This is a genomic window from Sulfuricystis multivorans (assembly GCF_003966565.1).
Lineage (GTDB): Bacteria > Pseudomonadota > Gammaproteobacteria > Burkholderiales > Rhodocyclaceae > Sulfuricystis > Sulfuricystis multivorans.
This window is the reverse complement of sequence record NZ_AP018718.1, coordinates 1,626,752-1,639,606: the sequence shown is the minus strand read 5'-3', so window position 1 is coordinate 1,639,606 and position 12,855 is coordinate 1,626,752. Positions and strand designations below refer to the sequence as shown.

At 62.2% G+C, this 12,855-nt stretch carries 12 protein-coding genes; all 12 read left to right on the top strand.

Annotation, left to right across the window (positions count from 1 at the left end; translation table 11 throughout):
* The first annotated feature begins 1 nt into the window (after nucleotide 1).
* From EL335_RS08170 to EL335_RS08115, 12 genes are read left to right on the top strand one after another with little or no spacing between them, the layout of a single operon-like run.
* Entirely contained in the window at nucleotides 2-937 is a 936-nt protein-coding gene (locus EL335_RS08170) for an XrtA-associated tyrosine autokinase (RefSeq protein WP_126445812.1), read from the top strand.
* A gap of 21 nt (nucleotides 938-958) precedes the next feature.
* Nucleotides 959-2,527 carry a TIGR03016 family PEP-CTERM system-associated outer membrane protein gene (locus EL335_RS08165; protein WP_172600062.1) on the top strand — a complete coding sequence of 523 codons (1,569 nt, stop codon included), beginning with the start codon at nucleotides 959-961 and terminating at the stop codon, nucleotides 2,525-2,527.
* Between the two features lie 7 nt (nucleotides 2,528-2,534).
* The gene (locus tag EL335_RS08160) at nucleotides 2,535-3,668 is read left to right on the top strand and encodes an XrtA/PEP-CTERM system-associated ATPase (RefSeq protein WP_126445808.1); all 1,134 of its coding nucleotides are present in this window, start codon (nucleotides 2,535-2,537) and stop codon (nucleotides 3,666-3,668) included.
* Entirely contained in the window at nucleotides 3,665-4,495 is an 831-nt protein-coding gene (locus EL335_RS08155) for an XrtA system polysaccharide deacetylase (protein ID WP_126445806.1), read from the top strand. The genes EL335_RS08160 and EL335_RS08155 overlap by 4 nt, the downstream gene beginning before the upstream one ends.
* Nucleotides 4,492-5,556, top strand: a complete 1,065-nt coding sequence (locus tag EL335_RS08150; RefSeq protein WP_126445804.1) for a FemAB family XrtA/PEP-CTERM system-associated protein — start codon at nucleotides 4,492-4,494, stop codon at nucleotides 5,554-5,556. The genes EL335_RS08155 and EL335_RS08150 overlap by 4 nt, the downstream gene beginning before the upstream one ends.
* Nucleotides 5,557-5,562: 6 nt before the next feature.
* Nucleotides 5,563-6,762 (top strand): TIGR03087 family PEP-CTERM/XrtA system glycosyltransferase, encoded by a 1,200-nt coding sequence (locus EL335_RS08145; RefSeq protein ID WP_284155294.1) that lies wholly within the window; start codon nucleotides 5,563-5,565, stop codon nucleotides 6,760-6,762.
* Nucleotides 6,759-8,327 (top strand): exosortase A, encoded by a 1,569-nt coding sequence (xrtA, locus tag EL335_RS08140; protein WP_126445800.1) that lies wholly within the window; start codon nucleotides 6,759-6,761, stop codon nucleotides 8,325-8,327. Before EL335_RS08145 ends, xrtA begins: the two co-directional genes overlap by 4 nt.
* Nucleotides 8,328-8,362: 35 nt before the next feature.
* The gene (locus tag EL335_RS08135; protein WP_126445798.1) at nucleotides 8,363-9,709 is read left to right on the top strand and encodes a nucleotide sugar dehydrogenase; all 1,347 of its coding nucleotides are present in this window, start codon (nucleotides 8,363-8,365) and stop codon (nucleotides 9,707-9,709) included.
* A gap of 13 nt (nucleotides 9,710-9,722) precedes the next feature.
* On the top strand, nucleotides 9,723-10,223 hold the full coding sequence (locus EL335_RS08130) for a nucleotidyl transferase AbiEii/AbiGii toxin family protein (protein ID WP_126445796.1): 501 nt from the start codon (nucleotides 9,723-9,725) through the stop codon (nucleotides 10,221-10,223).
* The gene (locus EL335_RS08125) at nucleotides 10,216-10,530 is read left to right on the top strand and encodes a hypothetical protein (RefSeq protein ID WP_126445794.1); all 315 of its coding nucleotides are present in this window, start codon (nucleotides 10,216-10,218) and stop codon (nucleotides 10,528-10,530) included. The genes EL335_RS08130 and EL335_RS08125 overlap by 8 nt, the downstream gene beginning before the upstream one ends.
* Before the next feature lie 53 nt (nucleotides 10,531-10,583).
* Nucleotides 10,584-11,663, top strand: coding sequence for an SDR family oxidoreductase (locus EL335_RS08120; RefSeq protein WP_126445792.1), 1,080 nt, complete (start codon nucleotides 10,584-10,586; stop codon nucleotides 11,661-11,663).
* Nucleotides 11,660-12,847, top strand: coding sequence for a TIGR03088 family PEP-CTERM/XrtA system glycosyltransferase (locus tag EL335_RS08115; RefSeq protein ID WP_126445790.1), 1,188 nt, complete (start codon nucleotides 11,660-11,662; stop codon nucleotides 12,845-12,847). The genes EL335_RS08120 and EL335_RS08115 overlap by 4 nt, the downstream gene beginning before the upstream one ends.
* Nucleotides 12,848-12,855 lie beyond the last annotated feature (8 nt).

Below are 12,855 nucleotides of genomic sequence, written 5' to 3'. Positions count from 1 at the left end.
GATGGACATCATTGAACAAGCCGCCAAACGTCTCGAAGAACTGCGCCGCGCCGGCGTCGAGCTGCCGGGCGAATCTGCCGCTTCTGCCTCAGGGGAGACGTCTGCGGCAAAACTCGGCGCTGGCGCTACGGCACCCCTGGCCGGGCAGGGCACTGTTCACTCGCGGCGTATCGATCTCGACATGGGCGTGCTGACCGCGCACGGCATCCTGACGCCCGACAGCGTGCGTTCGCAGCTCGGCGACGAGATGCGCGTCATCAAGCGTCCGTTGTTGCACAATGTCGCCGGCAAGGGTGCTGCGCCGGTGAAGGACGCCAACTTGATCATGATCACCAGCGCTCTGCCAGGCGAAGGCAAGACCTTCATGGCGGCGAATCTGGCGATCAGCATCGCGATGGAGCTGGATCGCACCGTGCTGCTCGTCGATGCCGACGTCGCAAGGCCCTCGTTGCCCGAAGTATTTGGTTTCGACGAGGAAAAAGGGCTGCTCGACGCCCTGACCGATCCGACGCTCGATTTGAGCCAGGTGCTATTGCGCACCAACATCGAGAAACTCTCCGTGCTGCCCGCCGGCACGCCGCATCCGCGGGCGACCGAGCTGTTGGCCAGCGATGCGATGAATCAGCTGCTCGCCGACATGGCACGGCGTTATCACGACCGCATCATCATCTTCGATTCGCCTCCCCTCTTGGTGACTACCGAGGCGCGTGCGCTGGCGATGCACATGGGCCAGGTCGTGCTCGTCGTCAAGGCCGAGAGCACGACGCACGCCGAGGTCAAGAACGCGATCGCCGCAATCGAGTCCTGCCCGGTCAAGATGGCGGTGCTGAACAAGACCACCGGCCATGTCGATGGCCACGGTTACGGCTATGGCTACGGTTACGGCTATGGCTATGCTGCGAAATCCGATGCCAGCGCAAGCGCCGCGCGACCTTGATGCTTACTGAGGGATGAATCCTTGATCACAGCACACGCTCCGTTCCGCAAGTCGGCTAGTCTGCTGGGCTGTCTGGCTGGTGGCCTCCTGTGGCTGGGGAATGTCTCTGCGCAGGAAGATGTCGCTGCCTCGGCCAACCGGCCGGCCTGGCTGATCACGCCGAGCATCTCCGCTACCCTGACATTCACCGACAATGTGCGTCCCGGGCAGACCGACAAGAAAAGCGATCTGATCACCAGCATCACGCCGGCGATCCGCATCGATGGCAAAGGCGGGCGCGTCAGCGGCAATCTCAATTTCAGCTGGCAGAACAACTTCTATGCCAGCGAAAACCGCTATAACAACGATCAGATGTCGCTGTCGGCGTCCGGCAAGGCGGAATTGGTGGAGCAATGGCTGTATCTCGATGCGCTTGCCAGCATCGCCCAACATGCCACTTCGGTGTTTGGCACTCAGACTGCCAACAATGAGCTGGTCAATAACAATCGCAGCCAGACCACCTCGTGGCAGTGGTCGCCGTATCTGCAAGGTTATTTCGGTGCCAGCAACGTTGCTTACGAATTACGCTATCGTGATGTGCGCACGACCGCGGACAGCGGCCTCTATGCCACCGGGAACGACGTCGACACCCAGATCTGGACCGGTCGCCTCTCCGGCGATATGCCGGTGGCGCTCATCGGTTGGTCGCTGCTCGCCGAGGATCAGCGCACCAGCTTCAAGGTACGGGATACGAAGTCGAGTCGCCTCATCGGCACGCTCGAATACCGCTTCGATCCGCAGCTCAAGTTCAACCTCAGCGCCGGCCGGGAATCCGACAACTACAGCAATCTCCAGTGGCAACACCGCACCGTGACCGGCTATGGGCTCGACTGGGCACCCACCGAGCGCACCCTGCTCAAGCTGACCAAGGAAAAACGCAGCTTTGGCAATGGCCATACGATCGACTTCAGCCATCGCACCGCGCTGACGGCGTGGAAATTCATCGATACGCGCAGTGTGGTCATCCCGGCTCAGCAATTCACCACCGCTCCGCTGTCGACGGCCTACGATCTGCTGTTCCTGCAACTCGCTTCCTCGGTGCCCGACCCGGTCGTGCGCTCACAGGTGGTCAGTGCATTGCTGCAAAGCTCAGGTATTCCGGCAAATAGCCTGATCTATGGCAATGTCGTGACAGCCCAGCCGTTCATCCAGCGGCGGCAGCAGGCTTCGCTGTCGCTGACCGGGGTGAACAACACGGTGACCTTTACCGCCCAACGCAGCAGCAACACCCGGCTGGGCACCGGCGTCGGTGCACTCGACGATTTCGCGCTGACGCAGAACATCCGCCAGTCGGGTTTCAGTGGTAGCTGGGCGCACAAACTTTCGCCCATCAGCAACTTGACGTTGAATGCATTGACCTCGCACAGTCGCGGCGATGCCAGCGGGCAGGATTCTCGGCTGCGCTCGATCTCGCTGCTTTATACGACGAAACTCGGTGCTCGCACCACGGCATCGCTCGGGCTGCGCCAGAACAGTTACGACAACGCCGGTAGCGGCACCGCCGACTACACCGAACACGCGATAACCGGCACATTGTCCGCCTCCTTCTGAGACGACCATGTACGAAGCCTATTACGGCTTGAAGGTCAAACCCTTCCAGCTGAACCCCGATCCTGCGTTCTATTTCGACAGCAAGCAGCACCGTCGCGCCAAGGCCTATCTCGAATACGGCCTGCACCAGAACGAGGGCTTCATCGTCGTCACCGGCGAGATCGGCGCCGGCAAAACGACTATCGTGCGCGGCCTGCTTGATGCGCTTGATAAGGACAAGGTCGTCGCCGCGCAGATCGTCAGCACCCAACTCGATGCTGACGACATCCTGCGCATGGTCGCCGCCGCCTTCGGCGTGCGTTTCAAGGATCTCGCCAAAGCCGATCTGATCCTGGCGCTGGAAGCGTTTTTCGTCGAGATCACGCGGCGCGGCAAGCGTTGTCTGCTGATCGTCGACGAGGCACAGAATCTGACGCCGCGCGCGGTCGAAGAATTGCGCATGCTGTCGAATTTCCAGTTCGAGTCGCACGCGCTGCTACAGAGCTTCCTCGTCGGCCAGCCGGAATTTCGCGCCATCATGCTGAGCCCGCAGATGGAGCAGTTGCGCCAGCGGGTGATCGCCGCCTGCCATGTCGGTCCGCTGAGCGCCGCCGAGACGCGCGATTACATCTATCACCGTTTGCGCTGTGCCGGCTCCAAGGGCGAGCCGAAGTTCGATGATGCCGCGCACCAGGCGATCTATGAGGCAAGCGGCGGTATTCCCAGGCGCATCAACGCGCTGTGCGATCGACTCCTGCTGCTGGGCTTTCTGAATGACAAGAAACTCTTCGGCAAGGAGGACGTCCAAGAGGTCGTCAATGAGATGGGCGGCCAGATCGGCGCCGGTGCCAAGCCGACCACGACGGCATTGCTGGCGCCGCAGGCATTGGAAAGCGATTTCGCTCCTGCCGAGGTTGCGGCACTGCAGATCGATGCCGAGACGGCCCAGGAGGCCGGCAAGACGCTCACCAGCATCAGCAACCGGCGCATCGCCGATCGGTTGCTGCGGCTCGAGCGCAGCCTGGTGCGCCTCGAACAGACGAACACGATGATGCTGCGCGTATTGCAGCAATTGGTCGATGCTGCGCGGGTCGGCAAGGCTGCCCGCAATCCTGCGGAAAAGAAGACGGATACGGAAGCCACGAAAAGCGAAGACGCATGAAGACCAATGCGCTGACCATCGATGTCGAGGACTATTTCCAGGTCTCGGCCTTCGCACCCTACATCGATCGCACCGAGTGGGATCAGCGCGAATGCCGCATCGAACGCAATGTCGCGCGCATCCTCGCTTTGCTCGACCGGCACAATGTCAAAGCAACCTTCTTCACGCTCGGCTGGATCGCGGAGCGCCATCCGCAAGTGGTGCGCGAGATCATTGCCAATGGTCACGAGCTGGCCAGCCACGGCTATGGCCACGAGCGCGCGAACCGGCTCACGCCACAAGCGTTCGCTGACGATGTCTTCCGTGCCAAGGGAATCCTCGAAGATCTTTCTGGCCAGCAAGTGAAGGGCTACCGGGCACCGAGCTTCTCGATCGATGCCAGCAACCGCGCTTGGGCCTTCGAGACGCTGGCCCGGGCCGGCCATCGTTATAGCTCCAGCGTCTATCCGGTGCGTCACGATCATTACGGCATGCCCGAGGCGCCGCGCTTTTCCCATGTGCCGGATGCTGGCATACTGGAGATCCCGCCGACCACGGTGCGTGCCTTCCTGCGCAACTGGCCGGCCAGCGGCGGCGGCTACTTTCGGCTGTTGCCCTATGCGATCTCGCGGCGCCTGATCGCCCATGTCAATGAAATCGACGGCGAGCCGGCGGTGTTCTACTTCCACCCCTGGGAGCTCGATCCCGAGCAGCCGCGCATTCCAGGCATCGATGTCAAGACGCGCTTTCGACACTATCTCAATCTGCATCGGATGGAACGGCGGCTCGAATGTTTGCTCGCCGACTTCCGCTGGGATCGGATGGATCGGGTGTTTCTCGGCGCATGAGTGAGCCAACCGTTTCAGCTTCATCCTTGCGCGTGCGACGGCTCGATGCCGGCGATGCCAGCGGCAACGCCCGCTGGGAAGCCTTCGTCGCCGCGCATCCGGCGGCGACTTTCTTTCATCGCGCCGCCTGGCAAGACATCCTGCACGAGGTGTTCGGCCATCAGACCCATTATCTGTATGCCGAACGTGACGGTGCGATCGTGGGCATCCTGCCGCTCGCGCAGGTCAAGAGCCGGCTGTTCGGCAACGCGCTGGTGTCACTGCCGTTCTGCGTCTATGGCGGGATCATCGCCGAGGATGCGGAGACCGTGGAAGCGCTCGAGGCCGAGGCCGAGGCGCTGGCGCGCCGCTTGGACGTCGATCATCTCGAATATCGCAACCTGATACCTCGGCACGCCGACTGGCCGCGCCAGGAGCTCTACGTCACGTTCCGCAAGGAAATCCTGCCAGAAGAAGAAGCCAACTTGCAGGCCATCCCGCGCAAGCAGCGGGCGATGGTCAGGAAAGGCATCAAGCACGGTTTGCGCGCCGAAATCGACGCCGACAGTCGGCGTTTTTTCGCCCTCTATGCCGACAACGTGCGCCGCCACGGCACGCCCGCGCTGCCGAAACACTATTTCGATCGTCTGCTCGAGACCTTCGGTCCGGATTGCGAAATCCTCACCGTCGTCGATGCCGCGGGCACCCCGGTCAGCAGCGTGCTGAGCTTTTATTTCCGCGATGAAGTGCTGCCTTACTACGCCGGCGATGACGTGCGGGCGCGCGAGCTGGCGGCCAACGATTTCAAATACTGGGAACTGATGCGGCGCGCCTGTGCCCGCGGGCTGAAGGTGTTCGATTACGGGCGCAGCAAGGTCGGTGCCGGCTCCTATGCGTTCAAGAAAAACTGGGGTTTCGAACCAAAGCCGTTGTCCTACGAATACCGTCTCTACAAGCGCGACAGCATTCCGCAGAACAACCCGAACAATCCGAAATACCGGCTGATGATCGCCACCTGGCGCCGCTTGCCACTGTGGCTGACCACCCGGCTTGGCCCGCTGATCGTGCGCAACCTCGGCTGATTGCCCGTGAATCTGCTCTATCTCGTGCATCGGCTGCCCTATCCCCCGAACAAGGGCGACAAGGTGCGCTCGTTCCACCTGATGAAGCATCTGGCCCGCAGCCATCGGCTCTATCTCGGCACCTTCATCGACGATCCCGCCGATGCGGCCTATCTCGACGAAGTGCGCGGCTATTGCGCCGAGATGCATGTCGCGCGCCTCGATCCGCGCCGAGCGAAGCTGCGCAGCCTGCGGGGGCTGCTCGATGGGGAGGCGCTGTCGCTGCCGTATTACCGCGATGCCAGTCTGCGCACCTGGGTCGAACGCACCTGCGCGGCGGCAGACATCGATGCCGCGGTCGTGTTTTCCTCGGTGATGGCCGATTACCTGCCCGACATGGCGAGCTTGCCGACGCTGGTCGATTTCGTCGACATGGATTCGGCCAAATGGCGGCAATATGCGACGACTCATCGTTGGCCTCTGTCCTGGTTGTATCGTCGCGAGGGCGAGTGCCTGTTCGCCTTCGAGCGCGCGGTGGCGCACAAGGCGGCGCACGCGTTCTTCGTCACTCCAGCCGAGTGTGAGCTGTTCCTCGCCGCGGCCCCGGAATGCGCCGGGCGCATCGACGCGATGGGTAACGGCGTCGATGCCGAATTCTTTTCGCCCGATCAGGATTTCGCCTCGCCTTATCGCAGCGAGGAAATCCCGCTGGTATTTACCGGCGCGATGGATTACTGGCCGAACATCGATGCCGCGGTCTGGTTCGCCAACGAAGTCCTGCCCGAGCTGCGCCGGCGTCATCCGGCACTGCGCTTTTTCATCGTCGGCCGTAGTCCTGACCCGGCGGTGCAGGCATTGTCCGGAGAGGGCATCGTGGTGACGGGGACGGTGCCGGACGTGCGACCATATCTCGCCCATGCCACCGTGGTCGTCGCGCCGCTACGCATCGCGCGCGGCATCCAGAACAAGGTGCTCGAAGCGATGGCGATGGCCCGGCCGGTGGTCGCCTCGGCGACCTGTGCGCAGCCGATCGCCGCCGTGCCCGATCGAGAGTTGCTGGTTGCCGAAAGTGCGGCGGATTATCTCGCCCGCATCGAAGCATTGCTCGCTGCGCCGGCCCATGCTGATAACATTGGCAGGGCCGCCCGGCGGCGGGTGCTCGCCAGCTACGGCTGGGACGCCCATCTCGCCGTGATCGACCGCCAACTCGATTCCCTCGCGCCATGAACAGTGCCGTGCCGTCAGCGCCGACTTTTGCACCCGCTGCGGGCTGGAAGCAGGCCGGCGTTGCGCTCATCGTCATCGAGCTGGTGTTGCTCGCGCTCTATTTCGATACGGCGCGGGCGATGGTCGAGATCTGGTGGCGTTCCGGAACCTTTAACCATGCCTTCCTCGTGCCACCGATCAGCCTCTGGCTGATTTGGGAAAAACGCCACGTGCTGGGACAGGTGCCGCCGCGCCCCACGCCGTGGCTCTTACTGCCATTGGCCCTGATTGCCTTTGGCTGGCTGCTGGGCGAGCTGGTCGCGGTGAATGTGCTGACCCAGTTTGCGCTGGTGGCGATGATGGTGCTCGCCGTGCCGCTGGTGATCGGCCTGCCGGCTGCTCGCATCATCGCCTTCCCACTGGCATTCCTGTTCTTTGCGGTGCCGTTCGGCGAATTCGTGATGCCGACGATGATGGCTTGGACGGCGAAATTTACCGTGATCGGCTTGCGTGCCTCCGGCATTCCCGTCTATCAGGAAGGCTTGCATTTCGTGATCCCTTCCGGCCGGTGGTCGGTGGTCGAAGCCTGCAGCGGCGTTCGCTATCTGATCGCGTCGATCGTCGTCGGCACGCTCTATGCCTACCTCAATTACCGATCGCTCAAGCGTCGGCTGATCTTCATCGGCGTCGCGATCGTCATCCCCCTCGTCGCCAACTGGCTGCGCGCTTACATGATCGTCATGCTCGGCCATCTCTCCGGCAACACGCTGGCCGTCGGTATCGACCACCTGATCTACGGCTGGGTGTTCTTCGGCCTGGTGATGCTGATCATGTTCGCGATCGGCCTGCGCTGGCGCGAACACGACATCGTGGCATCCGGCGAATCCGTCACTGCCACAACCTTGCCGATGCCGCCTGCTCCTCCACGGGCGGCGCTAGCGGCCGCGCTGCTCGCCGTGGCGATTGGGTTCGCGCCGCGCGCGGCGCTGAGGCTGATGGACGAAGGCGCGCAGCTGCCACCGCCGCGACTGTCGGGCGAGACCTTGGCTCAAGGCGGCTGGCAGCCCGTCTCGGAACCTCTCGTCGACTGGCAGCCGGCCTATGCCAATCCCACCACGACCTTGCAAGCCGTGTTCGCCAAAGACGGACGCCGTGTCGGTGTCTTCATCGCCTGGTACCAACAGCAGAACTACGAACGCAAGTTGATCACCTCGACGAACCTGGTGGTGAGGAGCGAAGACAAGGCCTGGGCACAAGTCGGGCGTGGCCAGCGCGAAGCGCTGCTGGGCGCGGAGCGTGTCAGCGTGCGTAGCGCCACGCTACGCAGCCTGGACGCGCTGCTGGCTGCCGATCCGCCGCGTCTCACGGTCTGGCACTGGTACTGGATCGATGGCCACGTCGTCATCAACGACATGCTCGGCAAATTGCGCTTGGCATGGGCGAAATTGAGCGGACGCGGCGATGCCTCCGCAGCGGTGTTCGTCTATGCATTCGAACCCGGTAGCGAAGCCACATTGGCCGATTTCCTCGCCGCAACGGGCGGGGCACTCGATGTACTGCTCGAACGGGCGGCCAGGCACCGCTAGAATCCATATGTTCATTGCAATCGAAGGGGAAGCTCATGGCAACACGCAAAACCGCAACGAAATCCGCACGCCGAGCCGGCAAGTCCGTCTCGTTGGCGAATACCGTCGTCGCCGTCGTCGGCCTCGGCTATGTCGGGCTGCCGCTGGCGGTCGAATTCGGCAAGAAATACCAGACCATCGGCTATGACCTTTCGGAAGCCAAAGTAAGCAGCTACCGCAAGTTCATCGATCCGACCGGTGAGGTGAGCAGCGCCGACCTCAAGGCAGCCACCAAGCTTTCGGTGAGTAGCGATCCGGCCACCATCGCCGCCGCCGATTTCATCGTCGTCGCGGTGCCGACCCCGGTCGATCAGGCGCACATTCCCGATTTTTCGCCGCTCATCGGCGCCTCGACGACGGTGGGCAAATACATGAAGAAGGGCGCCATCGTCGTCTATGAATCGACGGTCTATCCGGGTGCCACTGAAGAGGTTTGCATCCCGCTGCTGGAAAAGCATTCCGGCATGAAGTGGATGAAAGATTTCCATGTCGGCTACTCGCCCGAGCGCGTCAATCCGGGCGACAAGGAACGCACGATCACGAAGATCGTCAAGGTCGTCTCCGGCGACGACGAAAAGACCGCACGCTTCGTCGAGCAGATGTATGCCTCGGTGATCACTGCCGGGGTGCACAAAGCCAGCAGCATCAAGGTTGCCGAAGCCGCGAAGGTGATCGAGAACACCCAGCGCGACCTGAACATCGCACTGATGAACGAGCTGGCGCTGATCTTCAATCGTATGGGCATCGACACGCTCGAAGTGCTGCAGGCGGCTGGCACCAAGTGGAACTTCCTGCCCTTCCGGCCGGGTCTGGTCGGGGGGCACTGCATCGGCGTCGATCCGTATTACTTGACGCACAAGGCGGAGATGCTCGGCTACCATCCCGAAGTGATCCTTGCCGGCCGCCGCATCAACGACGGCATGGCGAGCTGGGTCGCCCAGCAGACCGTCAAGCAGATGATCAACAATGGCTGCCCGGTGAAAGGTGCGCAGGTGATCGTGCTCGGCCTCACCTTCAAGGAGAACTGCCCGGACCTACGCAATTCGAAAGTCGCCGATCTGGTCAAGGAGCTGCAATCCTTCGGCTGCAAGGTGGCGGTGCACGATCCGCTCGGCGAACCGGCCGAGGCGCGGCATGAATATGGCATCGAGCTGGTCAAATGGAACGCCTTGCCCGATCGGGCCGATGCGCTCGTCGCCGCGGTCGCGCACAAGCAGTATCTCGCGATGTCCTTCCAGCGGCTGACCAGCAAACTCAAGCCCGGCGGCGTGTTCGTCGACGTCAAATCGGCCTACGATCCGAAGGCTGTCGCCAAGGCAGGCTTCAAGCTCTGGCGGGTGTGATAGGGGCGCACGAATGAAAATCGCCGAACTGTTGCAATCCATGACCGAAGCGGGGGTTTCCTATGTTGTGGTCGGCGGTTTGGCGGTACAGCTACACGGCTTCATGCGTGCAACGCTCGACATCGATCTGGTCTTGGCAATGGATGATGCGAATCTCGACAAATTCATCGGCGTCGCGAGGAAGTACGGATTACAGCCGAATATTCCCGTGCCTCTCGATGTTTTACGTGATGCCGCCCAGATCGATATCTGGCATCGAGAAAAAGGCATGTTGGCGTTTTCCTTGCGTGAATCCCAGCCCGGCGGCAAGGTTGTCGATATCCTGGTGCGACCTTCAGTACCCTTCGACCGCTTGATGCGAAACGCCATCGTCGGCGAATTGCCGGGCGGAAAAGTCCTGATCGCGTCGATCGAGGATTTGCTCGAACTGAAACGAAACGCTAACCGACCAAGGGATTGGTTCGATATCGAAGCGCTGGAAAAAATCCGGCGAGGAGAAGACCCGAATGGCTGAAACAGATCCACGCGCCAGCACTGTCGACATTCCGCAACAGCTCTTGCTGATGCGTTTGGAACAGGCTGAGGAGTTGCGCGAATTCACCATCCAGATGTGGCTGCAAAATCCTCTGCTCGCCCGACAGGCGGGCAGTAGGGTGGCTGAACTTCTAACGCGCATGTCGGACACTTCACCCGCGGAGGATGAAATACCCATGCGCAAAAATAAACACCCGCCCACCCCTAGCCCCGCCCTCGCGGGCGGGGAGACTGTCAGCGCGGCTTACGCCGCGATGGGTGACTGCCGGTCGTGTAGCGATCGTTGAGAGCATGGCTGATCGTATTTCACGTTAACTTCCCTCGGCAAACCCCTCACATCATGACGGCACCGACTTACGATGCGTTGCGCAATGCGCTGCGAGACCACCCTCAGACCTGGTTGGTCACGGGGGTCGCGGGCTTCATCGGCAGCAACCTGCTGGAAACTCTGCTGACGCTCGGCCAGCGCGTCGTCGGCCTGGACAACTTCGCCACCGGCTATCACCACAATCTCGAAGCCGCGCTCGACGATGCCAGTGCCGCCACCGGGCGACCGCGCGGCGAGCTGGAAGCGCTGTTCCATTTCATCGAGGGCGACATCCGGGATCTGGAGACCTGCCGCGAGGCGATGTGGTGGCAGCAGGGAGCGAAGAGCCATGCCGTCGATTATGTGCTGCATCAGGCGGCGCTGGGCAGCGTGCCGCGTTCGATCGAGGATCCGATCGCCACGAACCAGGCCAACATCGACGGCTTCCTCAACATGCTCGTCGCCGCACGCGACGCCAAGGTGAGCCGTTTCGTCTATGCGGCGAGCAGCTCCACCTATGGCGATCATCCCGATTTGCCGAAGGTCGAGGACAAGATCGGCAAGCCGCTCTCGCCCTATGCGGTCACCAAGCTGGTCAATGAGCTCTATGCCCAGGTGTTCGCCCGTACTTACGGCTTCAAGACCATCGGGCTGCGTTACTTCAACATCTTCGGCAAACGCCAGGACCCGAACGGCGCCTATGCCGCAGTGATTCCGAAGTGGATCGCAGCCTTGATCACCGGCCAGCCGGTCTTTATCAACGGCGATGGCGAGACGAGCCGCGACTTCTGTTACATCGACAACGCCGTGCAGGCCAATTTGCTTGCCGCGACGACGGAAAATCCGCAAGCCCTCGATCAGGTCTATAACGTCGCTGTCGGCGAGCGCACTTCGCTCAATCAGCTGTGCGCATTCCTCGTCAAGCATCTTTCCGAGCGCTATCCGCAGCTGCGCGACTTCAAACCGATCTATCGCGATTTCCGTGCCGGCGACGTGCGCCATTCGCTTGCCGACATCTCCAAGGCGCAACGCCTGCTCGGCTATGCGCCGAGCCACCGCATCGACGCCGGCCTCGAAGCGGCGATGGCCTGGTACATAGAACATCTCAAATGACCGGCAAGCCCGATGAACGGCCACTGGTCTTGCACGTCTTCTACCGCTTCGATGTCGGCGGGCTGGAAAACGGCGTCGTCAATCTGATCAACCGCATGCCGGAAGATGCCTACCGGCATGCGATCCTCGCCCTCACCGAGGTGACCGACTTCAAGCGGCGTGTGCAGCGCGACGATGTGCGCTACATCAGCCTGCACAAGCCGCCCGGCCATTTGTTCCGTCTCTTCCCACGTCTGGTGCGCATCTTTCGCGAACTCAGACCGGCGATCGTCCATTCGCGCAATCTTGCCGCTTTGGAAGTCACCGTGCCTGCGTGGCTGGCAGGCGTGCCGGTGCGCCTGCACGGCGAGCATGGCTACGACGTCCATGATCTCGATGGCAGCAATGCCACCTACCGCTGGCTGCGCCGCGCCTACAACCCCTTCGTCAGCCATTGGATCGCGCTGTCGCGCGATCTGCAGAACTATCTCGTCGATCGCGTCGGCATTCCGGCGCGCAAGGTGACGCAGATCTACAACGGCGTCGATGCCGAACGCTTTCATCCTGCCAGCTTGTCGGATGCGACTTTCGTGGATTGTCCTTTCCGGCGCCCGGAGCATTGGCTGATCGGCACGGTCGGCCGCATGCAGGCGGTCAAGAATCAAACCCTGCTGGCGCGGGCCTTCATCCGCGCGCTGGAAATCGCCCCGGAGCTGCGGCCGCGCCTGCGGCTGGTGATGGTCGGCGACGGGCCCTTGCGGAGAGAAGCCCAGGCGCTGCTCGCCGCGGCCGGTGTCGCCGATCTCGCCTGGTTACCCGGCGAGCGCGACGATGTGCCGGCGCTTTTACGCAGCCTCGACTGTTTCGTGCTGCCCTCGCAGGCCGAGGGCATCTCCAACACCATCCTCGAAGCGATGGCGACGGGGCTACCGGTGATCGCCACCCGCGTCGGCGGCAATCCGGAACTCGTCGTCGATGGCCGCAGCGGTCGGCTCGTGCCGGCCGACGATGTCGAGGCGATGGCCGAGGCGATCCTCGTCTATGCGCAACAGCCAGCCTTGGCGCAGGAACACGGCCGGCAGAGCAGGGCGGAGGTCGAACGGCGCTTCAGCCTGGAGGCGATGGTGGCGGCCTATCGAGCCCTCTATGATCGCTGTCTCGCCATTGACGCCAGACAAAACTGGTCAGATAATCTGACTAGTTAGCAGTAAAG